Source organism: Sphaerisporangium dianthi, from assembly GCF_042654065.1.
Classification (GTDB): domain Bacteria; phylum Actinomycetota; class Actinomycetes; order Streptosporangiales; family Streptosporangiaceae; genus Sphaerisporangium; species Sphaerisporangium dianthi.
In genome coordinates, this window is sequence record NZ_JBHSFP010000029.1 from 73,099 (window position 1) to 97,259 (window position 24,161).

Sequence of the window (24,161 nt, forward strand, 5' to 3'; positions counted from 1 at the left end):
CGAGCGTCGGCGTGAACCTGCCGACCGCCTGTGGTCTATTGCGACTTGTTTACGCGATTTGCCGATCATTTGAGGGACGCGGGGGAGTGGCGGTCGTATCGTCGCGAGAAAGCCGCCGATTCCGGCGGTGCCGCCGAGCCGCATCACCGGCGCAAGGATCAGCGATCATGAGTGACTTCACCGTGGGGAACCATCTCGCGACCAGGTTCGAGGAAATCGGCCTCAAGCACTATTTCGTGGTCCCGGGAGATTACAATCTCGTCCTGCTCGACGAGCTGCTGTGCAACAAGGACGTCGAGCAGGTCGGCTGCTGCAACGAACTCGACGCGGCGTACGCCGCCGAAGGCTACGCGCGCGCGAACGGATGCGGAGCGCTGGTCACGACGTTCAACGTGGGCGCGTTCTCGGCGCTCAACGGCGTGGCCGGCGCCTACGCCGAGCGGCTACCGGTGATCTTCGTCTCGGCCGGGCCCAACACCAATGACCTGAACTCCGGCCGTCTCCTCCACCACACGCTCGGCACGCACGACCTCTCCTACCAGTACGAGATGTTCCGGCACGTGACCTGCGCGGCCGTCCGCGTCCTCCACGCCGACGACGCGCCCCACCTCATCGACCACGCGATCACCACCGCGCTGCGCGAGCGCAAGCCGGCGTACATCGAGATCGCCTGCAATCTCGCCGACGCGCCCAGCCCCGTGCCCGCGCCGTTCGGGACCATGACCTCACGTTCGTCCCGCTCTTCGCTGTTCTCCGGGCGGGACGGCGACTCCCCGGCGCTCACCGCGGCCGTCGACCGCGCGGTCTCGGCCCTCTCGGACGCCGGGCGGCCGCTCCTGCTGGCGGGCTCCCACCTGCGCGCCTTCGGAGCCCTGGACGCCTTCCGCGAGCTCGCCGAAGCGCTGGGCTGCGGCGTCGCGGTCATGCCGGACGCCAAGGGGTTCTTCCCCGAGACCCACCCGCAGTACGTGGGCATCTACTGGGGCGGGGTGAGCACTCCCGGCTGCGAACCCATCGTCGACTGGGCCGATCTGATCCTGGCCGCCGGACCGGTGTTCACCGACTACACCACCGTGGGCTGGACCGCCATGCCCTCGCGGGACCGCCTGATCGACGCCCAGCCGTTCTACGTGCGCCTGCCCGACGCCGAATGCACCGACGTCGCCCTCGCCGACTTCCTCTCGGGCGTCGCCAAGAAGATCCACCCGAACAGGACGACGCTGGAGCAGTACCGGCGCGTGATGGCCGGGCCACGCGGCGAGGCCGAGGCGCACGGCTCCGACGGCGCGGCCACGCTGACCAGGGCCGAACTGTGGCGGCAGATCGAGAACGAACTCGACGGCAGGACGACTCTGCTCGTGGAGACCAGCGACTCCTGGCTCAACGGAGTGCACACGCACCTGCCCGAGGGCGCGCGGTTCGAGATCGAGATGCAGTGGGGGTCGATCGGCTGGGCCGTCCCGGCGGCCTTCGGCTACGCCATGGGGCTCGAACCCGGCCGGCGGCTGGTATCGGTCATCGGGGACGGCTCCTTCCAGCTCACCGCCCAGGAAGTCGCCAACATGATCCGCTACGGCCAGAACACTCTCATGTTCCTGGTCAACAACCGCGGATATGTCGTCGAGTCCGAGATTCACGACGGTCCGTACAATTACATCAAGAATTGGGACTACGCCGGGTTCGTTTCCGCGTTGAACGCCGAAGACGGCAAAGGGCTCGGACTGAAGGCGGCCACGGCGGGAGAACTCACCTCCGCCATCGAGAAGGCCCACCGGCACAACGGCGGCCCGGTTCTCATCGAATGTCAGATCCAGCATGACGACTGCAGCCGCGAACTCCTCAAATGGGGTGCCAAAGTGGCCCACGCCAACGCCCGCCCACCCCGGTAGCGTCCACCCCGGTAGCGTCGGCCGCGGAAGGCCGGCGAAGGTTGTGAAGGCGCCCACATCACCGGCGGCTCCCGGTGCCCCCGCCCGTCACGCCGGCGCGGGGACCATGGAACGGGACGGAACGCCTTCCAGGTGAGACGAGTTCCCTCACCGAAGGAGTATCTCCCGTGCCACGAACCATCTCCCTGTCGCTGCTCGGGCTCGCGGCCCTGTTCGGCGCGGTGACGCTCGCGACGCCGGCGTCCGCGGCGTCGCCCTCGCTGTCCTGCCAGGTGATCCCGTCGTCCACCGGCCCGAGCACGGGCGTATGCGGGACGTTCCGGGCCGCCTCCAGCTACGTCATCGACAACGCCGTACAGAACGGCCCTGCCGGCGGCTACGCCTGGAGTGTCCCCAGCGGCACGCGAGTCGTCGCCGGCTGCCAGTCCACCACCCCGTTCTGCGACCTGTCCGTACGCGCCACCTCCGTCGACCGCGACTTCGTCACCTCCGTGGCCGTGCCCGGCTTCGGAGTCCTCTCGGTCACGGCGGTCATCCCCGCCGTCTGCGGAAAGTTCCTCTGCTGACACCGTGACCGCGGCCCGAGCCGCCGCGCGAGCGGAACCCGATCCCGGGCCGGGGAGCGCCCCCCGGCCCGGCATCCGGTCCGGCCGCCTCAGCCCTGGGCCATCAGCCGGTAGACCGTCACGCGTTGGAGGAGGCGCCGCCGGGGATGAGGGCGATTCGCGTGCAGGTATCGCGCCGACAGGGCGGCGGTGAAGGCCGGCGCGCGTACCAGCCGCTCACCCTCCTCCACCGAGATCTGTCCCACGCCGACCTGCTGCCACACCGACTCGATCGGCCCCATGCCGATCGGGTAGCCGGCGTCGCCCACCTCGTAGCGGCGTCGCACGTCCATGAGGTGGGCCAGCGCGACCGACATCGCCGGGCGCTCGGCCTGGGGAGCCGCCGCGACATGGCCGGCCGCGCGCTCGCCGACGCCGGGCTCCAGCAGCCACGGGTGCCGCCAGAGGTAGACCTCGCGATCGTCGTCGGCCGGCATGCGCGCCGGCTCGGCGAACATGTCCGTCTCGGGGGAGGAGGGGGACCCGGTCACGATGAGATCACGCTACGTAGTACGGCGCGCTGTGACAAGGCCAAGAGCGTTTGACCGCTGACATGGGAGGCGTCCGCGTTCACCCGAAGCCGAGAGCGCTGCGGCGGCGGGACGTCGCCGCGGCGTTCCGGCGGCCGTGGGACGCCGGCGTCCCACGGCCGCTCGCGCTCGTGAACCTGCCGTGTCAGCCCTGGGCGACCAGCCGCGTCAGCCTGGGCGACCAGCCGCGTCAGCCCTGGGCGACCAGCCGGTAGGACTGGGCGGCCGTGCCGTTGCAGATGTACTGGACGAGTTGCACCCCGTCGGCCGTCGACGCGGCGGGGACGTCCAGGCACTTGCCGCTGTTGCGGTTGACGAAGTGGTAGTAGCCGCCGCCCTCCGGCACCGGCTGCCACTGCTGGTTGTCGCCGCCGCTGTACGTCCAGGTCTGGATCGGGGCGTTGTCGGCGGTGGACACGTCGGTCACGTCGAGCACCTGGGCGGCGTTGCCGCGGTTGTCGACGCGGACGAAACTCCCGCTCGCCGGCGCGAACCGGTACTGCTGGGCGTTGGTCGCGTTGCAGGTGTACTGCTGGATCGCGGTCCCGTTGGCCGTGCCGGCCGCGCGGGCGTCGACGCACTTGCCGCTGCCCTTGTTGACGACCGAGTACCACGCCGTCGGTGAGATCGGGTCGGTCTGGGGAGGCGGCGTGGTGCCGCCGCCCAGCCAGAGCAGGCCGTTGATCAGCCACTGGTTCTGCTGCGCGCTCGCGAAGGTCGACGACGTGCGGGTGTTCGTGGAGTAGTTCATGCGGTTGTGCCCGAAGTTGGCGTACAGCATCTTGTAGTTCCTGTTGGTCCACATGATCGGGTAGAAGCCGCTGCGCCACTGCTGGTTCGGGTCGTCGCCGACCGGGAAACTGGAGGCGTCGATCGAGGCCAGGATGTCGATGTCGGGGTTCTGCCGCAGGTCGCGGCTCCAGGAGTACCACTCGCTCACCGAGGACTGGATGGACGCCGGCAGGCCGGCCGTGGACGGGTGGCCGCGGCCCTCGATCTTCAGGGTCTCGGCGGTCGGCCCCCAGGTGTTCGTCTGGAAGGCGCCCGAGCCGAGGAAGGTGTTGTAGTACCAGCTCCACGAGCCGGGGTTGTCGGTCCACGCGCTGACATGGAAGCCCATGAAGGCTCCGCCGTTCTGCATGTAGGTCTGGAACGCGGCGCGCTGGCTCGCGGGCGGGGCGTCGTCCAGGAACATGATGACCTTGTACTGCGACAGGCCCGTGGAGCTGAGGCGGCTCCAGTCGGTCGTCGCCTCCCAGGTGAAGCCGTTCTGGGCGCCGGCCGCGGGGAACCAGTCTCTGGCCTCTTTGTCGAAGTCGATGTGGGCGGGGTCCCAGGTGCCGTTGTAGAAGGCGAGCACCTTGAACGGGGCGGCGGCGGCCTGTGCGGTGGCGCCGGCGGGGGCGGCGGCGGCGGTGAGGCTGACGGAGGCCGCGACGGTGATGCCGAGGAGTGCGGCGAGGGAGCGTTTCACGAGGTTTCCGGGCACGAGGATCCTTCAGCGGTGGGGGGTGACTGGTGCCGAGAGTGATGGCCGCCGGTGCCGTGGCCTGCCATTGCGTACGCGCCGATGGGCGGCCGCGCCTTACCGTCGTGCGGACGGCGAAGGCGCCGGGAATGGGTCCTTTCCTTAAGAAAGTTTACTAACAGTAGGCTCGCGCTGAGGTTACGGTCAGCCGAGCCGCCTGTCAATGGCGAAGTCAGAAAGACGTGGAAGAGCCGTCAGGGACCCGGTACTCCAAGATCACAGCACTCGGGCCCCGCCCGTCGCGCCGGACCTTTCGCGGCCGAGGACGACGCACAGCGGCCTGCAAGCAGGGCTCAGGCCGCTGACAGCGGATTGCAGGCGGTCCCGCCTATCAATGGTGGTGCAAGCCCTCGATCGACGCAGCGTCCCGGACCGCACGGTCCCACCGTCACGGAGGAGATCCCGATGAGCCGCACCATCCGCACCTTGCTCGGAGTCACGGCCGCCGCCGGCATCGTCGCCCTGGGCGTCCCGGCCCTCGGCTCCGCCGCGAACGCGTCGGCCACGCCCGCCGCGGGCGTCGTCACCGGCACGGCCGCCACCAGCGCCCTGCACAACCTCCGGCTGGCCCAGCCCTTCCTGTTCAATTACACCTTCAACGGCCATCTCAAGGTCGCCGGCGGCAATTTCACCCTCGGCGGCCGCGTCTACCTGGCCGTCAAGTTCAACAACGGCCGGGTGGCGTTCTCCAAGTGGCAGACCGCCCGTTCGCACTCCATCACTCCCGGCGGGACCGTCTATGTGGAGACGACGGTCGCCGCCCCCTGCGCCGGCGCGAAGAACGGGTACGCCCGCGGGTACGACGAGGTCACCAGGACCTGGTCGCCGCGGCTGCCGGTGTCGATCTGCCAGCGCATCGACTGATTCCCGGACGCGTGAAGGATCATCCTCCCGGCGTCGTGAACGGCCATTTTCACGCGGAACCGGGGCGGCGTCCCTCGCCGAATCGGCCGTGCCGGCGGGCACGGCCGAGTTGCCGCTTCGCCGTGGACGGTTTCTCGACTTCGCCGCCGACAACGGCCTGCTGGTGAAAGCCGACGGAGAACACCGATTCAAGCACCTGCTCATGCGCGGCCACCTCGCCGACTGCGACCCGGCGCGGCCGGCCGATTCGCTGAACGATGAAACCGGCGTATTCGCTGCGCCGCTCCCGCGTACGCCGGGACAATCTCCGGCATGAAGGCGAAGGGCACGGGGCGGCGTGGTGACAGGCCCCTCTTCCTCATGACGGTGGTCTGGCTGGTCAGCACGCCGTTCCTGGCGGGGCTGGCCTTGTTGCTGTTCGTCGGCAGGGTCAGGGCCGGCCACTCGCCGGGTCCCGACGTCTACGAAGTCCTGCTGAGGCTGGTCACGGTCGCGGTGGGCGCGGGCATCCCGGCCACCGGGCTGCTCGTGGCCCTGGCGACCAGAAGAAGGTCATACGCCGCCCTGTTCGCGGCGGGCCTGCTCGTGACCTTCATCGGCGCATGCGCCGTCGTGCTGCTGTTCGTCGTCTGACTCACGCGCCGTGATCGCCGGGCCGGGAGTCGTCCTCCAGCGCCACGACCGCGTCGAGCAGCCCCCGCAGGCCGATCTCCTCGCGCTCGGCGTCCGTGGGATCGAACAGCCATTCGCTGACCGGCCGTCCCATCTCCTCCTCCGGACGGCTCGCTTCGGCCAGGGTCAGTTCGACCTCGACCTCGGCTTCGAGTCCGTACAGGAAGTCGTTCCCACCGTTCGGATCGCTCATCTTTCCTCCATGCGTGGATCGAGTGGATGTCCGGCGTGGCCCGCCGACCGGTCGTCGGCTAAGACAGGGCAGCTCCCGGATCTGTGACAGCGCCAGGCCGGCCATGCCAAGCGTGCGACCCCCCAACAGGTCAGCCGGGGGGTCGCGAGCCTCGGCGACGCGCTCGGAGGCGGGCGGCTACGGCCGCGGTCGTGATCGTGACGGCGACCAGCAGGACGCAGACGGCCGTGATCGCCGCGACCACGGCGGCCACACCGATCCGCGGCGCCGAGAGAGGCAGCGACAGGATGACGGCGACGCAGCCCGCGAACGCGGCGGGCGAGAAGACGGGCTCTGTGACGATGAGCGCGTGCACCGCCCACAGCGAAGCGAGATACGAAGCGGCCGGGACGGCGACGGCGTAGCCGAGCGCCACCGGTGATGCCGCGACGTCGTGCCCGCTCTGCTCCACCGCCACTTCCAGCCCGGCGCCGAGGGCCGCCAGGGCCGCGAAGATGCCGTAGTGGCCGTATCCCCACAGATACGACCGATGACGGCGCTCACTGAGTCCTTCCCCCGCCTGTACGAGGAAGTAGAGCCACCAAAGAGCGAACAGCAGCACAAGGCCGCAGGCGGCGACGACGACGAAGGGGCCGCTGATCTCGTCCGCTTCGAGCGCTCCCTCGACTCCTCTGCTCGCGGCCAGGACGCTCTCACCGAGCAGAATGATCGTGAACAGGCCGTAGCGCTCGGCGATGTGGTGCGGGTGCCAGCTGGTGGCCTTCGCCCGTTCCGCCCAGTGCGGCACCGCGAGTTCCAGGACGACCAGGCAGGCGAAGAACGGCAGCGCGGCGGATGAGGGCAGGACGCCTGTCTCCACGAGGAGATGGCGAAGTATCCATCCCAGCTGCATGACGGCGATGCCGGCGGCATAGCGCAGCGCGGTGCGACGGCCGGCCCGGTCTTCGAGGCCGGCTCGCAGCCATTGGGCGACGAGCCCGACCCGCATGATGACGTAACCCAGTGTGACGATCCGGTAGTCGGAGTGACCGGCCGCGGCGGGCACGCCGGCGGCGAGGACCAGCACCCCGGCCATCTGCACCATGGTCAGCAGCCGGTAGGCGACATCGTCGGTGTCGTAGGACGAGGCGAACCACGTGAAGTTCATCCACGCCCACCAGATCGCGAAGAACACCTGCAGGAACGGGAGCAGGCCCGCGAGGCCATGACCGTCGGCGATGCCGTGCGCGAGCTGGGCGGTGACGGTCGCGACCGCGACCACGAAGGTGAGATCGAACAGCAGCTCGAGCTGGCTCGAAGCACGGTGCGGTTCGTCGATGGCGCGAGCGCTCATCCGGACCCTGACCCGGATCCGGACGTCGGCGTCGGCTGGTGGCAAGGTCCCCGCTCCTGTCGCTCCGTTACGTCTTGTCCGTTACGTCTTGTCCGTCCGAAAGACAGGGCGGCGCTCCGATCTGTGACACCGCGGCATGTATTTGTCGCGGAACTGTCACAGGCCGCGAGGCTGTCCTGTCTTAACTGGCAGCCAAATGGCAGCGGATGTCCGCCGGCAGGATCCATCACGAAGATCGCTGCAATCGGCGCACCCGCCCCGATCGGGTCGACAGAGTCGGCGAAACCCGGCGGGCCCGGCCCTCGAGCGAGGGCGGCGGCAACGGACATCGACGTCTGCGCGTGCGGTACCTACCTGCCCCCGCGGCGGCTCTCAGGTGACGCACGGAATGAGAACAACGGAAGGAGTACGTGTGACGGCACGCCCGACGCGCCTGTACGACCGGGAGGCCTCGCGCCCATCCGACGACGGCCGTACCCGTTCAGCGATCCGGACGCCCTCCGACAAGATGCGCGAGTTGAAGCGCGAGCTGCAGAAGAAGCGGCGCTTCGCCTCCGACGCCTCACACGAACTGCGCACGGCGGTCGCGGGGCTGCGCGTGCAACTGGAGGAGGCCTCCCTGCATCCCGACGAGACCGACGTCGGCGACCTGCTCGCCCGGGCGTTGCGAGAGATCGACAGGCTGAACGCGATCATCACCGACCTGCGCCTCCTCGCGGAGATGGAGGCCGGCCCGCCCATCAAGCCGCAGCCTGTCGATCTCGCCGGACTGGTCCGTGACGAGATCGCCCACAGGACCGACCGCATCGCGGTCCTCGTCCGGCTGGAGCCCACGGTGACCGTCCAGGCCATCCCGATCCGGATCGGCCGGTTGCTCACCAACCTGCTGGACAACGCCCAACGGCACGGCCGGCACCTGGTCGAGATCCGGGTGCGCCGCGACGGCGACCACGCCGAGCTGACGGTCACCGACGACGGCGACGGAGTGGCCGAATCCGAGCGAGAACGGATCTTCCAGCGCTTCACCCGGCTGAAGGCCGCCCGCCACCTCGACCACGCCGGCACCGGCCTGGGCCTGGCGATCGCCCGCGACATCGCCCAGGCCCACGCCGGCAGCCTGCACGCCGGGGAGTCCGACACAGGCGGCGCCCGCTTCGTCCTGCGCCTTCCCCTCGCGGATCCGGCCGCTACGGCCGCTACGGCCGGTCGAAGTGCGGGCCGGAACCCGCAGGAAGTGACAGATTCATGAGCCCGGCCGGGCACGTCCGAAAGGAGGAACGATGAGACAGAACGTGGACTACGCCGCACTGTCCGCCGAGCAATTGCTGGAGCGGCAACGGCAATTCGCCGCCGACGCCTCACACGAGCTGCGCACGCCGCTCGCCGCGGTACGGGTGCAGGTGGAGGAGGCGCAGCTGCACCCGGACGACACCGACCTGCCCGATCTGCTGAACCACGTGACGGAGGACCTCGACCGGCTGGAGAACATCATCAGCGACCTGCTCCTGCTCGCCACCCTCGAGGCCGACCTCGACAGAAAGCGGGAGGAAGTGGACCTGACGACCCTGGTCGAGACGGTGGCGGCTCGGTGGGCGGAGAGCTACGAGGTGCGGCTCGATCTCGAAGCCGCGGTGACGGTCACGGCCGCCTCGTGGCAGATAGCCCGATTGCTCGCCAACCTGCTCGACAACGCCCTGCGTCACGCCACACGCAGACTGGAGGTGGACCTGCGCCGCGCGGGCGACCACGTGGAACTGGCCGTGGCCGACGACGGGCAGGGCATCCCTCCGGCCGACCGCGAACGCATATTCCATCGCTTCTCGCGCCTGGACACCGCCCGCAGCCGCGACCGCGGAGGCGCAGGCCTGGGCCTGGCCATCGCCCGCGAGATCGCCACGGCCCACCACGGCACCCTGCACGTCGAGGAGTCGGCCGACGGTGGCGCGCGCTTCGTGCTCCGCCTCCCTGCCGTCCTCTGATCCGACGCTCGCGGCCGTCCGGGCCTCCCGGCCGCGGGTGGTCATGCCGGACGGCCGGGATGAGGCCGTGGCGAACATTCCCGGTCATATCTTTGGGGCGACTTCACGGTAAGACGCGTTACACCGTTCGACATCTCAGGGAGGAGTTATACATCTGCCTCAGATGCACTTCGGACGGGCGGGACCATGGGCATTGATCAGTACGTGACACCGAGGATCCACCTGGCGGCCCTGATCGGGCTCGCACTGGCCCTGAGCGACGTCGCGACGACCTCCGCGACATCCGCGGCGACATCCGCGGCGACATCCGCGACGTCCTCCGTGGCGACCGCACCACTGAGCGGAGCCCGCTCGGCGGTCGGGACGCCCGCGGGCGGCGGCCAGGTCCCGGCGGCATCCGGCCCGCGCGCGGGAGAGGCGGGCGACGCGGACCGCGCCGCCCTGGCCCAGCTCTACCAGCGGCAAGCCCAGGCGTGGGCGCGGGGCGACGCCAAGGCGTACGCCGCGACCTACACACCCGACGCCGACTTCGTGAACGTCACCGGCGAGCACATGCACACCCGCGACGAGATAGCCGATCGATACGAGGGCTTCCTGCACAAGCAGCTCAAGAACAGCCGCATCCACACCCTCCGTGAGCGCATCGACATGCTCTCGCCCTCGACAGCGCTCATCGTCCGCGAGGGATGCGTGTTCGTGGGCGCGGAGACCACCTGTCGTCCACGCACGCTGTCCGTCAACACCAGCATCGTGGTCAAGACGGCCGGCCAGTGGCTGGTCAGGGCGTTCCACAACACCCTGGTCGACGAGAGCAAGATCCAGCGCAAGACCCCGCGGCCCACTCCCTCCACCCCGGCAGGACAGCGTTCCTGACCGCCCACACCCACGCCCAAGAGTGACCTCGCCCCCCACCACGACCTCGCAGGGCCACATGACTCATGCGGGTGGCCGAGCTATGCGGGGTGGCCGAGCCATGCGGCCCCGCCGAGCCATGAGGAGCGCCCGAGCCGGCTGGGCCCGCCGAGCCATGCGGGGTGGCCGGTGCGGCGGGGCGCCGTTCACGACCCGTGATTGCAAGATTCTCATCAACACCTCGCCGCACGGGCGGCTTGTGCGGCGGCGGGCGCAGATGCCTGGCTTAGGGTGGCGGTGCCCACATCGTTTGATCAACGCCGATGCGAAGTTCGCTCCCCCTGATGTTGTGAAGGATGAGGTCAGGGAGAGGCCTATGTTTCGTCGACCCACCGTTGTCACCGGATGCGTCCTGGCGGTCACCGCACTCAGCCTGGCGGCCGGCCCCGCTGCTGCCGGCGATCAGCTGGGAGGCCCCGAAACCGGACAACCCGCCCCGCCGCCGGGCATGATCCAGGCGCTCCAACGCGACCTCGGGATCACCAAGGAACAGGCCGAGGCCCGACTGCTCAACGAGGCCCGGCTGATGCCGATCGAGGCCAAGCTCCGGAGCGCCCTCGGCGCTCGCTTCGCCGGATCCTGGCTCTCCGGGACCACCGCGCAAATCCTGGTGGTGGCCACCACCAGCAAGGCCGACATCCCTGCGATCCTCGCCGCGGGCGCACGGCCCGAGATCGTCGCCCGCTCTCTGGCGCAGCTGCGGCCGATCAAGCAGAAACTCGACGAGGCGCTTCCCGCCCACCCGCGCGCGGGAAGCGTGCGCTACATCGACGTGCGCAACAACAAGGTCGTGGTCCTGTCGGCGGCACCGGAGAAGGCCGAAGAGATCATCGAGACCGTCGGGGTGGAGAAGGGAGTGGTGAGCGTGGTGCCCTCCACGGAGTCCCCGAGGTCCCTGGGGGAGGAGGTGCGGGGCGGCGACGCCTACTACATCGGAGAGGCGAGCCGCTGCTCGGTCGGGTTCGCCGTGACCAAAGGAGACCTCAAGGGGTTCGTCAGCGCCGGTCACTGCGGTAAGAAGGGAGCGGCCACCACCGGCGTCGACAGGACCGCTCAGGGCGTCTTCCAGGGATCGTCCTTTCCCGGCAACGACTACGCCTGGATCGCGGTGAAGCCCGGATGGACGCTCAAGCCGGCGGTGAGCAACGGCGGCGTCGGAGTCAACGGCACCGTGCCCGTCGCGGGCGCCCGGGTCGCCATCGAGGGGTCCTCGGTCTGCCGGTCGGGCTCCAGCACCGACTGGTACTGCGGTCTCATCCAGCAACGCGATGCCAGCGTCACCTACCCCGAAGGCAGCATCTTCGAGCTGACCCGCACCAACGTGTGCGCCGAACCCGGCGACTCCGGCGGCTCCTTCATCGCCATCGACCAGGCCCAGGGCGTCACCTCCGGCGGATCAGGCGACTGCGAGGCCGGTGGCACCACCTACTTCCAGCCGATCGACGAGATCCTCACCGCCTACGGCCTGACACTGCTGACCGCCACCAGCACACCACCCCAACCGGCCAAACCCGCCGCCCCCTGAGTGCCCGCGGCCGACCACGACGACACGACCTCCGACGCCCCGCCCCACCACCACCCCGAGGCGGGGTGCCGGCCCCAACGGATCACCCCGTGAATGCCCCGCCTCCGCGCAGCCAGACGGTGTGCATAGTGGCTCCGGCACCTCGGTGGTCTTCGTGGACTTCCCCGGCCGGCGGTTCCCCAGCGACAATCCCATCGCCGCAAAGGGCTCTCGGCCCTGCGCTCATCCGACTGAGTACGAGTACTCATGCGCCGTCCTGGCGGCCTTTATACGCTTCGATCATGTTTGTGAAGCCGGCCACCACCGGGCGGTGGCTCGGGTGGGCGGCAGCCGTCACGGCGGTCGCAGCCGCCGCCGGCCTCTGGTTCTGGTGGACGCCCCCTCGGGACGACGGCAACGACCGCTGGAAACTGGTGGCCGACCAGTCGTCGGTCACCTACGGACAGGTCATCGCCACCGGCGAGCACGACGCCTGGGCCGTCGGCTGGGACATCCTCGGCATCGGCGCCTGGCTGCCGATGGCCGACGGCCCGCACCGCCCCACAATCTTCCACTGGGACGGCGACCGCTGGACGCGAAGCGACTTCCCCGTGAAACGCGGCAGCATCAGCTCGGTCGCCGCGTCCGCCCCCTCCAACGTGTGGGCCCTGACCAACGACGAGAACGGCACCTCCCTCCTGCGCTGGGACGGACACAGCTGGGCGATCGTCCAGAAACCGCCCGGTACGGCCGGGACCCTTGCCGTCACCGCTGACGTAGACGTGTGGGTCTTGGGCGACCACAAGGTTTGGCACTACAACGGCGCCACCTGGACGGAACAGAGCGTCTCCTTTTCCGCCTACCGAGTCAGCGCCCGTTCCGCCTCCGACATCTGGGCCATCGACGGCGACGCCCCCTCGGTGCACCACTTCGACGGCACGCTCTGGACCCGCGTCGAGGTGACCGCGGCGCTGCCCAAGGCTCCGCCTCCGTCCGACGATTCCCCGCCCGGCCCCGCCGGTCCTCGGCTGACCGCCATCACCGCCGACCCGTCCGGGGTCTGGATCACGGGGGAGATCAGGGCGTCGTCGTTCCTGCTCTCCCACACCGGTTCCGGCTGGCGCAGCGAGGACACCTCCTCAAAGGCCGGCCGCATGGTCCGTGACCGCCCACCCGTCCCCGACGGCAAGGGCGGCCACTGGTTCCTCGGCTCCACCGACATCAACGGTGACGACTCCGCCCTTGCCCACCGCGACCCCTCCGGCCACTGGACGAAGGTTCCCTCCGGCGGTGAACTGACTTCGCTGTCGGCCGTCCCCGGCGGCCCGCTCCTGGCCACCGGAGTGATCGGCAAGGCTTCGGGCGTCTTCCGCAACCTTCCCTGAAGAGGACCATGCGGCGGTTCCTCATCAGCCCGCAGGCCGCCCGGCTCGGGCTGAGCGCGATGGGCATGACGTTCGTCTGCCTGGCGGGGGTCACGGCGAGCACCTGGTGGCCCCGGCGGGGGGCGGTGGCGAGCGCCGCGTCCGTGCTGCTCGGATTCTTCCTCGGGCCGCTGTTCCCCACGGCGATGGCGGTGGTGCCGGGGCTCGCCGAATCCCGGCTGGTGCCCACCGCCATCGGCGTCATGGCCGGCCTGTCGGTCGTCGGGGGCGCGCTGTTCCCGTGGATGGCCTGCGCGATCGCCCAGGGGCGTCGGCGTGTGGACGCTGATGCCGTTCGCCCTCACGCTCGCCGTGGTGCAACTCGCCCTCTGGTGGCTGCTCTCCCGCCAGAGGGCGATGACGACCGCGCCCGCCTGACGGCTACAGCGGCGGGTAGGCGTTGGCCAGGAGCTGCCGGAACAGCGCGGAGAACCACTGCCCCTCCGCCGGGGCGTTCGGCAGCGCCTGGCTCGGCACGTACGCGCCACGCGGCTCCTGGTACAGCGGGTTGCACCGCTGGTCGAACGGGATGTTCTCCGGGTTGGGCACGACGTCCGCCGCGCTGGCCCCGTCGGAGACACCGGGCGGCTTGATCCAGGCGTAGGCGTCGATGCCGGGCGCGGGATCGGCCCGCGGTCGCTCGCCGAGCCCGGTGCCGGTCTGGTTGCACCAGTTGGCGAGGGTGACGCGGCGGTCCATGCGGGACTGGTCGATGAAGGTGTTCGCGTCGGTGGAGGTGCTCGGCGCCGTCGGGCGGGCCGGGCCGCCCCAGCCGTTGCGGGAGGTGTCGATCACCATGCCGATGGTGGGCGGGAACCCGGCGGCGATGAGCCGGTTCCGGAACGCCTGGGCGTACGACAGTTCGTCCACGTAGTCGTTCCAGTCCACCCAGCGGGTCCACTTCACCGGCATCCCGGCGATCACCGTGGTGGCGGTGAAGAACGGCTCGGTGAGCGCGCCCCAATCGGCGGTGTTCACCGTGAAGCCGTGCACGGGCGGCAGGCCGCCGCCGGTGGCATTGCCGATGCTCGCCAGCAGTTCGGCGGCCGGGCCGAAGTTGTCCGCCCAGCCGAGCCTGCCGTGGGTGGAGGCGTCGAGGTAGGTGTACACGTTGGGGATGCCGTGCAGGCGGGTCAGGGCGTATCGCACGGCCAGCGGGTAGACGCCGCTGGCGCGGACCGGTTCGCAGTTGATGGTGTACATGGTGCCGGTCGGCATCACCAGGCCCGGCAGGAAGTCCGGCTCGACCACCGTGATGATGCGCAACCGCCGGTAGGCCGGGTCGGCGAGGATCGAGGCGATCGGGTCGACGTACCTGGTGCGGTACTGGTTGAGGCCGTCCGCCGCGATGGTGAAGTCGCCGGTGCTGGTGAACCGCAGGCAGTTGCGGTCGGGCAGGTCGTTCAGCACGATCTGGACGGTGAGCGGCGTCGCGCCGTTCGCGGCGTCCTGCCGCACCGCCTCGTCGAGGTGCGCCCGCAGCCCCGGTACCGAGGAGGTGCCCGCGATGCGGGACATCCGGTCCAGCCACACACCGGTCGAGGTCCGCGCCACCGCCGCCCCGCCGGGCTCACCCGCCGCGGCGGCCGACCATGTGGGGTCGACGTACCCGTCGGCCCCGGCGTACGGGTTGTCGACCCGCGCGGGATCCGGTGTGGGGGTAGGACTGGGCGTGGGCGTCGGGGTGGGACTGGGTGTGGGGGTCGGGGTGGGTGTGGGGGTCGGGGTGGGCGTCGGGGTCACCGGCGGGTTGGGGCCGAGGCAGCCGACGCCGTTCAGCAGGAACAGCGCGGGCGGCGAGTTCGTGCCGGTGTACGACCCGTTGAAGCCGAGCGTGATCCGCTGTCCCTGGTCCAGCGTCCCGTTGTACGGCAGATTCACCGCCGTCACGTTCCTGCCCGACTGGCTCCACGTGGCGTACCACCCGTTGTCCACCCGCTGGTCCCCCGGCCAGGTGAACGTCAGCCGCCACGAGGTGATCCGCGGGGCCATGTTCTCGATGGTGACGCTCGCCCCGAACCGTCCGCTGCTGTCCCAGGTCTTCACATACGTCACCCGGCACGTGGCCGGCGGCATCGCCGCCAGCGCGGGCACGGCCACCGCCACCACCGCGCACGCCACCATTGCCGCGACCATCGCCAAGGTCCCTCGGTACCGCGTCCTCCACCGCACCACCACGTTGTGCCTCCTCAAGCCGGGGACGGAAAACCCCCAAGGCGGAGAAGGGGGCGAACACTACGATTCGCCCATCACGCACACCTGTACACCGCGCACCCGGCCGCGAGGCCTCCGCGGCCCGTCCACCGGTCGCGATCAGCCTTCCTAGCTCGGCAAGGACACCGTTACCGGCCCCGTCACCCGCCGGTCCTCCTGAAAGCTTCAGCCCTTCGACCGGCCGGCGAGGTGGTCCCGCAGGTCGGCATGGCGGAACTGGTAGACCGGGCCGACCACGCGGAGCAGCCCCACCTGGTGCGCATCGTCCAGGAACGGCATCAGGTTCCTCGGGCACTCCCCACCGGCGACCAGATGCCGCGCGATGATCTCGCAGGCGGGCCACGCGCTGTGGTGGACCAAGGCGAGCCCGGCGAAGACACGGGACAAGACCACCACCCTGATCCCGGACCAGGGCCCGCTCGCCGGCCCGATCACCAGCCCAATAACCGGCCCGATCACCAGCCCCACGGCCAGGCCCGGCCCTGAACCCCGGCAACGGCAGAGGTCTGTTGGAATGCTCGACAGGCACACGAATCGCTCGTGACCCGGCCCCTTAGGCCGGGTGGCCGGACACCAACGAACTCGTTCACGAGGGCATCGGCGAGCTTTCCGGTGTCGCCGTCCCGTCGCAGGCCTCTGGGGAGGTGGTCTCCACACGACCACGCCCGACGGCTGGGCGGTCGACGTCGTGGCCCCTGACTGGCCCATTGTGAGCGTGATGCTGTCCTCGAACAGCAGCATCTATGCGGACGAAGCCGGTTCATCCTGGTGGCACATACACCGAGAGGACTCTTGCGAACTGCGCGCTGTCGGCTTCTCACCTAGCAGCAAGACGCTCGTAATCGCTTCAAGCTGCACGCTCACGCTCTTTACCCGACCGTTTGGAACGGGTTAAGAAGGATACGTACTCGGGAAGCACCGAACGCATAACCCGATGACCGTCGACTAGATGAAATGCGGCCATGAACGCGCCCATACGGTCAGACAGGAGCGAGTCTTCGTTCATCATCACCGATGGCCAGAGTCTCCATCCTTACGAGACTTTCGGCGAAGCAGCTCCTTCACATTCTTTTGGGTGATTTCCGAAAGCCGCTTTGGGAGATTCCAAAGATCGAACCAGCCAATGTCTGTACACTTGCCCGGTTCGCGGATCACAGGCTCGCCGCGAACATGTTTTCCGCAATAAGTAATCGACACCCAATGTTCGGCGCCGGGGAGAAAGTGGTCGAATGCGCCTAGCGTGCCCGTCAGTTCGACCTCCATTCCATACTCTTCGCGAATCTCCCGCTTGATCGCACTCTCTAGAGCCTCTCCTAACTCGACCCCGCCTCCAGGAAACTCCCATGTACCCGGCTCGTTGCGTGCCTTCGGCCCGCGCCGGGCGAGGAACATCCGATTCCCTTCGCCAAAAATGACAATCCCGACCCCCACGCCAATGTGATCAAAACCCGGACGACTCATGGAATAGAATCCCCTAATCGACGAAAGGCAGGATGAATGTCGCCGCAAACCACCACATGAATACAATGGAGCTCGCGATGAATGCTACAATATAAGTTTCGTACCAGCGGAAGAAGTTTCGCATCCTAGGCTTCTTCCTGAACCCGGGGTGGACGATTTCATCGGTAAGCTCGCACTCCTCGTTTCGGTAATCCATCCATGTAAGGATTCCAACGAAAACCAATAAGATCGTGAATGTCCCAATGACGGTTATCAGCGATAGCAGGCCTACGAGTCCCGCCCTGGTCACTACAGGCGTGATTCCCCAGCCCTTGTGTCCGATGAACAGTGCAATGCCGGCGGCCGCCAACGTGCTAGCCATTGCCTGATATAGGGCAAGGAATTTGTAGACGTTCTCGTTCGTCGTGTGGATCTGTTGCAGAATATACTTATATCTCTCTAACGCAAAGTCCTTGAAAATCTCGTCCTTATTTGGTTGCGGCGTTGGCAATGCGTTTCGCTTAGGAGTGTGAGACATCTCCAGATGCAGCGCCGGAGTTCTCCGATCGATCCTTTGTGTCCGTCCGATGAGCCGGGCAATCAAGCCCTGAGAGTGCACATTCGAGAAGCGCATACGTGGGTCATTACCACACCAGTGTTCTCCGGTCCACCCCTTCAGGGTCAACACTCCTGGCACTCCCGAGTACCTCAACCGTCAGCGTCAGCGCGAGGGCGCCAAGACCGACGAAGCGATCTGGAACAGCGCCCATGACCTAAGGAGCCAAGACAGGCCCCTAGCTGGGCTTCTTCCCCGACCCCTTTGCGATTCAGCGCAGTCGTAGGCCGCGGTGTGCAGCCGCATGTCAGCCGTCGCGGGATATACGCAGGATGGATCTTGGCTCGTTTTCCCAGCTCAGCCCCGGCAATGCAAAGACCCCGGGATGACCCAGGGTCCGTGGAGCAGCGATGTGGATCAGTCGTTGAGCGCTTCCGAGATCTTGTTGTTCGCGCGAACCTGCTGCCCCTCGATGCACTTCGCGTAGACCCGCAGCAGAGCGTCAACACTGTGGCCGGCACACCGGCGTTGAGCCACAACGACACCGCAGCATGACGCAGATCGTACGGTCGAGCCGCCAAAGGCGATGCCACCGGATCCGGCGGCGAGTGCCAATCGCCGTGCCTGCTGCTCGTCCCCACGTCCCACGAGAGTCTGACAGAGAGGGGGCGCCGGTCTGTGTTCGGGCGCGGCGTGCCTGCTTCTCGCGATCCCGCGTCCGACAACTACTGGATCATGCAGGTGCGTCCGACTACTATCGAACAGATATTCCTATCAGGGATGATTCGGGAGGCTTCGTGTTCCTATTTTGGCCTACGACCAGCCGCACCACAGGAAGACGAAAGTTCGCACAAATCACCCGGCGTCTCACAGCGTTATGCGGCGCCCTTGCCCTGACGACCGGTCTGGCCGTTACTCAGGCCACCACCGCCACGGCCACCGACTCCCTCACCTCCCTGGGCGACGTCACAGGCACAGGCGAGATCGCCGTCGGCGGCGGCAAAGTCTTCATCGCCACTGATGACCGCATCATCGTCGCGGACACCGAAGGCACTCTCACCACTGCTATCGCCGGCCTGTCAGAAGTCCGGGACCTGGTCACCACACCGAACGGCACCCGCCTGTACGCGACCGTCAGAGGGTCGCACGAAGTAACCGAAATCGACACCGCCGACCTCGCCATCACCCGGCGGATCGACCTGAGTGCGCACCCGTGCCCGGACCAGCTCGCGCTGTCCGGTAACTGGCTGTGGGTCTCCTACGGTTGCCCCTGGGATAGTTCTGGCGGCGCCCTCGGCCTCGACCTGTCCACCGCCACACCACAACCCGTCCCCATCGACACCAACCGCCTCGCCGATGCACCGCAGATCGTCGCCTCGGCGAACACTCTGGTGGTGGCAGACTTCTGGGACCTGCGGGTGTACGACCTCCAAGACGGCGCCCCCACACTGCGCGGCGCCATCAATTCCTATGACTACGCGTTGTGGAACGGCTGGGGTGGTATCGCACTCGCTCCGGACGGCTTGACGGCATACACCCCGGGATCAGCCAACGACATCAACGCCTGGAACTTGACCACCCTGACCAAGGCCCGCTCCTACGGCCAAGAAGAGGGCGTTCTCACCTACGAAAACATCACCATCAGCCCGGACGGCACGCAGATGGCCGTCGCTCGATCCACGGACGACGTGAATGATGAACCGCTGGTGCTGTTCGATGTGAACACGGGGGCGAAGGTCGAGCTGTTCGATCAGTCCCTCGTATGGTTTCATGGCCTCGCCTTCTCCGCATCAGACCTGTTCGCCGTCGTGGAGAAGTCGATGGATAGCACGTTCCACCTGTGGCGGCTGGATGACGCCACGCTCCCGTCGTGCACGATCGTCGTGACCGGGCCGGAGCAAGCGCGGCGCTCCCAAACCATCACCTTCACCGGTCAACTCACCGAGCATGACGGTTCCGCGCCCGGCGTTCAGCCGCTGGCCGTCGCCTTCCGCCAGGTAAGCGGCACCACCACGGCACTGCCGGACGTCACAACGAATGCGGACGGCACGTTCACCTTCACACACAAGCCGACCATCACGGGCACGCTGAGCTATGACGTCTCCCGCGATAACACCCCAGGTAGCCGAAGCTGCAAAGGCACTGCGACGGTGAAAGTCCGCCCCTGACAGTCACCATCTGGACAAGCGAACCGGGGGCTCTTCGCCACGAACGGAGAGCCGCCAGAGCTTGTAACCTCAGGTGTGTGAAGTTGATCTAGGTGGTGCGTCTTGCCGTAGCGATAGATGTGCTCGGAATCGTGACCAAGACGGGAGGGACGGGAACCGGGCGGGTCGGTCTCCCGCCGATCCGCTTCCGGCGTGGATCACGGCGCCGCCGCCCCGCCAAGCTCCACGGTGACAAGGCTACGAATACCCGCGCCTGCGAACCTCCTGCGCGGGCGCGGAATCATCCCGCGGATCGCCCGCCGAGAGATCGAGTGTCGGCGACGCGTGAATCTTGGCCCTGGCACTGAAGGTGATCCAGAAGCCGGATTCAGCCGTCGCCGAGAGATCGAGTCCTGCCGGCAGCTGGGACGACATCGCTGGGTTGTGGAAAGGGTCGTCTCCCGCCGACGCTTACACCGTCGCTACGAACGCCGGGACGACCCCCTCGCATCCTTCGTTGCCACTTACCGAGGTCCTTTCGCGACGCTCAAGGTCACTCTTCATGAGCGCTCATGACCTCGTTGGGGCGTTCAGCCGCTTCCTCGCCCGAACTGCTCGATCGCTTTTCTGCACTATCCGGATCGCACGCAGGGCTGACCTCCCGCACGAACGTCATCATTGGGGAATGGATGCGTGGGCGAAGCTGATCGAGGCGATCGCACATCTGGTGGGTGCGATCGTCTGGCCGGTAGCGATCGTGGTTGGTGTGCGCATGGTCATGCGCCGTCATCGGGACGCCTTCGAGCGTCTCATCGACCGCGTGCGCAGCTTCAGCTATCCCGGGGGCCAAGTCGACCTCGCGGACCTCACCGTCGAACAGGAGCGGCAGGTCGAGCGCCTTGTTGAGCAGGCCAGCGTAGAGTCGCTCAGCCACGAGGAACGGGAGAAGGCCGTCCGACAGCTCATGCTGGAGGCCGAGCGGCTTGGTAGCCTGCGCCTGCTGTCCGAGGCCGATCTCACCCCGTTGGAGCGCGTGGTGTTGGACCTGCGGACGAACGGCCTGAGCCGTGACGAGATAGCAGTGCGGCTCAACCTGAGCAAGGCCCAGGTATCGGGATTGCTGCGGACCAGCCGAGCGCAGCTCGGCATCAGCGGTGAGCTTGATTTCTTGCACTACCTGCGCCGCAGGAACGCCCCGTCGGCAGCTGACACCGATCTGGGGAACTCTTTTCGGGAGCCCATCGCGTAGTCGCGCAGGAGCACGTCAACGCCATGGCCGGCGCGCTGAGCGATCTCGGTCGGCGGCACACCCGCGCGTTGAGCCATGGGGAACCGCGGCGTGCCGCTCATATGGGCGGGCCGCCAGCGGTGGTGCTTGAGACGACGAGCATCAGGTCGCCGGGGCATTCGAGGGTCACGCCGAACCCGACGCAGGACAGGCCGCCTACCGCTAACGGGGGTAGCGACTGCCAAGGCGCGGGCGGTCGCTGAAGAGGAGCGGACCGTAGACGAGCACGTGGTTGCTCCTGGTACGAGGTCATGTTGTCCGGCTTCTCGTATGGGGGAACATTGAGGGCTGGACGGCGGTGGGCGAGCCTCTGCCGCATAGAACTTCACGGCCGACCTGGGCAAAGGTATCCCGAGCCCTCCCGCGTATATCCCGCGACCGCTGACATGCGGCTGCTCGGGGTGGCCTACAGCTGCACAAGATTATTGCTAGAGCTTGGCAAACCGCCAGCTAGAGGCCTGTTCGGCCTGGTAGAGGTGCCCCCGGCAGGATTCGAACCTGCGGCACCCGCTTTAGGAGAGCAGTGTCTCTGCCTGTGCTATCTCTCTTTGACCTGCAGAAATATCCTAACGGCTATCGTTCCGGCTCTTGATCATTGCACGTATGTTGGGCGGTCTAGCCTAGGTGCCCTAGTTGCTTGCTTCGACAGCATTGTCCGGGCTGAGCTTCAGAGCGCGAACCAACGAGCGCTCGGTGGTGGCGAGAGCCCCGCCGAGCTCAGATACCGCACTGTGTGGCGTCATCCCGGCATTCTTGCCGGTCCCGCCTCGAACACCGAGCGAGGATCGCTACCGTGCGTCCATGGACGTGGAGAACTGGATTGCCCTCGCCGGAGTCGTGGTGGCCCTGCTCAGCGGCGTCGCTGCGGTGGCCGCCGTCGTCTTCGCCCGGAGTTCCGCAGGGCATGCAAAGGATTCAGCCCAGGCGGGGAAGGATTCCGCCGAGGCCGCGCGTAAGTCCGCCGAGGAAGCGGCGACGCTGTCGGAGATCGAGCGTGATCGGCGTCGTGAGGAGCGCGAGCGTCGCCACGAGGAGATACGGCCACCGCATCCGGGGGAGATCAAGGGGAAGTTGGTGAAAGGCGGCGGACGGTCAAGCTTGTACGGGTCGATCACTGTGCCGCGGGACTACCGGGTAAACGCGCAAGCATGGTACGGCAACGGATATGGTCCCGTGGACCTCCCGCTGCTGCTGCGGGCGCATCAGACCTACGACTTCTGCATCGAGCCGTGGCCGGCCCTCGACGCGGAGCCGAATACCAAGGAAGTGCGGTTTCGGTTCTGGCCCCCCACAGAGGCGGACGACACGGAGATATGGACGTGCCCATGTGGCGGCCCGACGGGTGAGGACCCAACGAACAGTAAGCCGCATTGGGAACTGCGGGTGCCGCTTACACTCACTCGTTCCCGGATCCGAAGTTTCTAGGCCGTCTGTACTCCAAAAGGCTGCTCTGCGGGAGACTAGTCGCCGCCATGGCCTGACGGCAGACGTAACGTCTTATGCACCTGCTCAGGTAGTGCTACCGCGGCATCGCCGCAAAAGTATGTATTTCATGCTTCTATTCTGGCATGATAGTCGGCGCTTTCCCGGTAACGGGACGAGTCAAAATAATGATCGCCATTAGCTGTCAGGGCTATCTCACCACTCGCCGCATGGCCTCACAATTGGGTTCCTGCTGGCCAGCTCAACGATCAACCGATAGGTAGGCATCAGACGATAGAGCTTGCCAAGGCCGCGACATTATTCGTCGGCCTACCTACAGTAGTCACGAGACGAGACATGAGGATGCGCTAGCGTGGGCGTACTTTCCCCGTCGCTGAAGCTTAGTCGAAAGCTTCAAGCGACCACGGCAAACTTTTTCTTGGAGCGATGCCAGTACTCTAGGATCGCGTTAGTCATTAAAGCGCCCACCAGCAAGTTGAGATACCTCTATTTTGGGGCGAATCTCTATTTTGCAGCTAGACGAGTGGATCTAATGGGCGGCCCCTTTATTTGGGCAGCATGCTGCATCGAAGATGATGCCAACAAAAGCTTCTATGTAAGCCGGATCTTCACAGAAGAAGAGCGTGCGTTATTGATCGAATTCGCCGCCCAAGAATCCATTGACATATATGGATTCAATGAGCTAAATCATTGCTCGATCTCTCTTGTGGCTGACATCTCCATCCGGAGCGAGAAAGAACTCTGCGACCCTGTTATAGATATGTCTTCCTTGAACAAGGAGTTGGTGGAGGCATACATGGATGCTATCGGCGAACGGATCAACCAGGATCACTCCATCGTCAAACAGTATTCGCTGCACATCTCGTCGCGTGAGGCAAATTCGACTACGGATCTTTCCGATAGAGAGCCATCACCATTACGGGAGAAGGACAGATCTGTTCAGCCACATAGCCTTTCCTTGGCTAATCAGGGCCTCGCTTCAGAGAGGGTAGTTGCAGGGCTATTGGGTCGCCTCTTCGATTTAGATTCTCTTTTCCCTTCCCCGGTGGCAAATAAAACCCTGGGACCCGAGAGGGAAATAATCGACCTAATCTGTGTCGCGCAGCCAGGTCTGATTTTCTTTGAAGTCAAAGCGGAGCAGGTCGTGGTGCCTCCTCGCTCCATGGAGCGCCGCAAGGCCAACTTTGAAAAGGATGTTCGTAAGGCGGTCAAACAGCTAGCAGGAGCAGCCAGGCGTGTACGAATGGAGGGAAGAATGCGGTTGCAGAACGCCACCATATGCAGGGAAGTTGAAATTGAGCGGCAGTCGATTCGTTTGGTGGTGGTAGTGGATGAAATTTATAGCACCAGCGCTATAGATGTCGCGCGACAGGATATGTCAAAGACGGGCGATCCGATATGTTTCCTGGAACTGCATGGCTTAGCTGAAATCGCAGATAGGTCTACGAACATGGCAGTTTTCACAAGCATGATTGATCAAATGTGCGAGCGGCAGGCGAGATTGTACTAGACGTTTACTAGTGTAGCGAACCATTGACCGTCCGCTTTTTCAGGCGGAACAACCACCCTGCTCCCCTGCCGAAGACCGAGGTCAGAGGGCGGTGTACGGCTGCCGCCGGACGCCCCTGGTGGCGAGCGTT

At 66.7% G+C, this 24,161-nt stretch carries 22 protein-coding genes and 3 pseudogenes; 16 read left to right on the forward strand and 9 right to left on the reverse strand.

The window, feature by feature from the left end; all coding sequences use genetic code 11:
• Positions 1–167: 167 nt before the first annotated feature.
• Both ACFO60_RS31205 and ACFO60_RS31210 read left to right on the forward strand, forming a co-directional pair.
• A complete protein-coding gene (locus ACFO60_RS31205) occupies positions 168–1,889 on the forward strand; it encodes an alpha-keto acid decarboxylase family protein (protein WP_380847451.1) in 1,722 nt (573 codons plus the stop codon).
• Between the two features lie 167 nt (positions 1,890–2,056).
• Entirely contained in the window at positions 2,057–2,455 is a 399-nt protein-coding gene (locus ACFO60_RS31210; protein ID WP_380847454.1) for a hypothetical protein, read from the forward strand.
• 89 nt (positions 2,456–2,544) lie between these two features.
• Here the strand turns inward: ACFO60_RS31210 and ACFO60_RS31215 are convergent, their stop codons facing one another.
• Complete coding sequence (locus ACFO60_RS31215; protein ID WP_380847457.1) at positions 2,545–2,985, reverse strand: hypothetical protein; 441 nt, start codon at positions 2,983–2,985, stop codon at positions 2,545–2,547.
• Between the two features lie 229 nt (positions 2,986–3,214).
• The gene (locus ACFO60_RS31220; protein ID WP_380847459.1) at positions 3,215–4,513 is read right to left on the reverse strand and encodes an RICIN domain-containing protein; all 1,299 of its coding nucleotides are present in this window, start codon (positions 4,511–4,513) and stop codon (positions 3,215–3,217) included.
• Positions 4,514–4,957: 444 nt separating this feature from the next.
• On the opposite strand from ACFO60_RS31220, the gene ACFO60_RS31225 reads away from it, so the two are divergent.
• From ACFO60_RS31225 to ACFO60_RS31235, 3 genes are all read left to right on the forward strand, one after another.
• Positions 4,958–5,416, forward strand: a complete 459-nt coding sequence (locus tag ACFO60_RS31225) for a hypothetical protein (RefSeq protein ID WP_380847462.1) — start codon at positions 4,958–4,960, stop codon at positions 5,414–5,416.
• A gap of 88 nt (positions 5,417–5,504) precedes the next feature.
• The gene (locus tag ACFO60_RS31230; protein WP_380847465.1) at positions 5,505–5,732 is read left to right on the forward strand and encodes a hypothetical protein; all 228 of its coding nucleotides are present in this window, start codon (positions 5,505–5,507) and stop codon (positions 5,730–5,732) included.
• Entirely contained in the window at positions 5,729–6,049 is a 321-nt protein-coding gene (locus ACFO60_RS31235) for a hypothetical protein (protein WP_380847468.1), read from the forward strand. The genes ACFO60_RS31230 and ACFO60_RS31235 overlap by 4 nt, the downstream gene beginning before the upstream one ends.
• 1 nt (position 6,050) lies before the next feature.
• Here ACFO60_RS31235 and ACFO60_RS31240 read toward each other — a convergent pair whose 3' ends face one another.
• Positions 6,051–6,281 (reverse strand): hypothetical protein, encoded by a 231-nt coding sequence (locus ACFO60_RS31240; RefSeq protein ID WP_380847471.1) that lies wholly within the window; start codon positions 6,279–6,281, stop codon positions 6,051–6,053.
• A 130-nt stretch (positions 6,282–6,411) separates the two neighbouring features.
• The gene (locus ACFO60_RS31245; protein ID WP_380847474.1) at positions 6,412–7,659 is read right to left on the reverse strand and encodes a low temperature requirement protein A; all 1,248 of its coding nucleotides are present in this window, start codon (positions 7,657–7,659) and stop codon (positions 6,412–6,414) included.
• A gap of 367 nt (positions 7,660–8,026) precedes the next feature.
• Here ACFO60_RS31245 and ACFO60_RS31250 point away from each other — a divergent pair, with 367 nt between their 5' ends.
• The 6 genes and pseudogenes from ACFO60_RS31250 to ACFO60_RS31270 all read left to right on the forward strand — a co-directional run bounded on the left by ACFO60_RS31250 (position 8,027) and on the right by ACFO60_RS31270 (position 13,394).
• A complete protein-coding gene (locus ACFO60_RS31250) occupies positions 8,027–8,863 on the forward strand; it encodes a sensor histidine kinase (RefSeq protein WP_380847477.1) in 837 nt (278 codons plus the stop codon).
• Positions 8,864–8,894: 31 nt separating this feature from the next.
• Positions 8,895–9,128: pseudogene (locus ACFO60_RS40860) on the forward strand (sensor histidine kinase); the annotation flags it as partial.
• Positions 9,129–9,164: 36 nt separating this feature from the next.
• Positions 9,165–9,593 carry a sensor histidine kinase gene (locus ACFO60_RS40865; protein ID WP_417765087.1) on the forward strand — a complete coding sequence of 143 codons (429 nt, stop codon included), beginning with the start codon at positions 9,165–9,167 and terminating at the stop codon, positions 9,591–9,593.
• A gap of 204 nt (positions 9,594–9,797) precedes the next feature.
• Positions 9,798–10,466 carry an SgcJ/EcaC family oxidoreductase gene (locus tag ACFO60_RS31260; RefSeq protein ID WP_380847483.1) on the forward strand — a complete coding sequence of 223 codons (669 nt, stop codon included), beginning with the start codon at positions 9,798–9,800 and terminating at the stop codon, positions 10,464–10,466.
• 355 nt (positions 10,467–10,821) lie between these two features.
• The gene (locus tag ACFO60_RS31265) at positions 10,822–12,030 is read left to right on the forward strand and encodes a S1 family peptidase (protein WP_380847486.1); all 1,209 of its coding nucleotides are present in this window, start codon (positions 10,822–10,824) and stop codon (positions 12,028–12,030) included.
• A gap of 281 nt (positions 12,031–12,311) precedes the next feature.
• A complete protein-coding gene (locus ACFO60_RS31270; protein ID WP_380847489.1) occupies positions 12,312–13,394 on the forward strand; it encodes a hypothetical protein in 1,083 nt (360 codons plus the stop codon).
• Between the two features lie 420 nt (positions 13,395–13,814).
• Here ACFO60_RS31270 and ACFO60_RS31275 read toward each other — a convergent pair whose 3' ends face one another.
• From ACFO60_RS31275 to ACFO60_RS31295, 5 genes and pseudogenes are all read right to left on the reverse strand, one after another.
• Positions 13,815–15,569, reverse strand: a complete 1,755-nt coding sequence (locus ACFO60_RS31275; RefSeq protein WP_380847492.1) for a glycoside hydrolase family 6 protein — start codon at positions 15,567–15,569, stop codon at positions 13,815–13,817.
• 243 nt (positions 15,570–15,812) lie between these two features.
• Positions 15,813–16,034, reverse strand: coding sequence for a hypothetical protein (locus tag ACFO60_RS31280; protein ID WP_380847495.1), 222 nt, complete (start codon positions 16,032–16,034; stop codon positions 15,813–15,815).
• A 621-nt stretch (positions 16,035–16,655) separates the two neighbouring features.
• Entirely contained in the window at positions 16,656–17,108 is a 453-nt protein-coding gene (locus tag ACFO60_RS31285; RefSeq protein WP_380847498.1) for an NUDIX domain-containing protein, read from the reverse strand.
• Between the two features lie 13 nt (positions 17,109–17,121).
• Positions 17,122–17,775: a hypothetical protein gene (locus ACFO60_RS31290; protein WP_380847501.1), complete on the reverse strand. Its 654-nt coding sequence runs from the start codon at positions 17,773–17,775 to the stop codon at positions 17,122–17,124.
• Between the two features lie 285 nt (positions 17,776–18,060).
• Positions 18,061–18,245: pseudogene (locus ACFO60_RS31295) on the reverse strand (tyrosine-type recombinase/integrase); the annotation flags it as partial.
• Positions 18,246–18,440: 195 nt separating this feature from the next.
• On the opposite strand from ACFO60_RS31295, the gene ACFO60_RS31300 reads away from it, so the two are divergent.
• From ACFO60_RS31300 to ACFO60_RS31320, 5 genes and pseudogenes are all read left to right on the forward strand, one after another.
• Positions 18,441–19,811, forward strand: coding sequence for a hypothetical protein (locus ACFO60_RS31300; RefSeq protein WP_380847504.1), 1,371 nt, complete (start codon positions 18,441–18,443; stop codon positions 19,809–19,811).
• A 188-nt stretch (positions 19,812–19,999) separates the two neighbouring features.
• Positions 20,000–20,291, forward strand: a pseudogene (locus ACFO60_RS31305) (hypothetical protein); the annotation flags it as partial.
• A gap of 61 nt (positions 20,292–20,352) precedes the next feature.
• Entirely contained in the window at positions 20,353–21,039 is a 687-nt protein-coding gene (locus tag ACFO60_RS31310; RefSeq protein ID WP_380847507.1) for a helix-turn-helix transcriptional regulator, read from the forward strand.
• 840 nt (positions 21,040–21,879) lie between these two features.
• The gene (locus tag ACFO60_RS31315; protein WP_380847510.1) at positions 21,880–22,503 is read left to right on the forward strand and encodes a hypothetical protein; all 624 of its coding nucleotides are present in this window, start codon (positions 21,880–21,882) and stop codon (positions 22,501–22,503) included.
• A 370-nt stretch (positions 22,504–22,873) separates the two neighbouring features.
• Entirely contained in the window at positions 22,874–24,031 is a 1,158-nt protein-coding gene (locus ACFO60_RS31320; RefSeq protein WP_380847513.1) for a hypothetical protein, read from the forward strand.
• Positions 24,032–24,161 lie beyond the last annotated feature (130 nt).

Coding starts and splice junctions, on each gene's coding strand:
- ACFO60_RS31225 (WP_380847462.1), top strand. CDS start 4,958: ATGAGCCGCACCATCCGCACCTTGCTCGGAGTCACGGCCGCCGCCGGC.
- ACFO60_RS31310 (WP_380847507.1), top strand. CDS start 20,353: ATGAGCGCTCATGACCTCGTTGGGGCGTTCAGCCGCTTCCTCGCCCGA.
- ACFO60_RS31315 (WP_380847510.1), top strand. CDS start 21,880: ATGGACGTGGAGAACTGGATTGCCCTCGCCGGAGTCGTGGTGGCCCTG.
- ACFO60_RS31205 (WP_380847451.1), top strand. CDS start 168: ATGAGTGACTTCACCGTGGGGAACCATCTCGCGACCAGGTTCGAGGAA.
- ACFO60_RS31270 (WP_380847489.1), top strand. CDS start 12,312: ATGTTTGTGAAGCCGGCCACCACCGGGCGGTGGCTCGGGTGGGCGGCA.
- ACFO60_RS31265 (WP_380847486.1), top strand. CDS start 10,822: ATGTTTCGTCGACCCACCGTTGTCACCGGATGCGTCCTGGCGGTCACC.
- ACFO60_RS31285 (WP_380847498.1), bottom strand. CDS start 17,108: ATGAGTCGTCCGGGTTTTGATCACATTGGCGTGGGGGTCGGGATTGTC.
- ACFO60_RS31240 (WP_380847471.1), bottom strand. CDS start 6,281: ATGAGCGATCCGAACGGTGGGAACGACTTCCTGTACGGACTCGAAGCC.
- ACFO60_RS31275 (WP_380847492.1), bottom strand. CDS start 15,569: ATGGTCGCGGCAATGGTGGCGTGCGCGGTGGTGGCGGTGGCCGTGCCC.
- ACFO60_RS31235 (WP_380847468.1), top strand. CDS start 5,729: ATGAAGGCGAAGGGCACGGGGCGGCGTGGTGACAGGCCCCTCTTCCTC.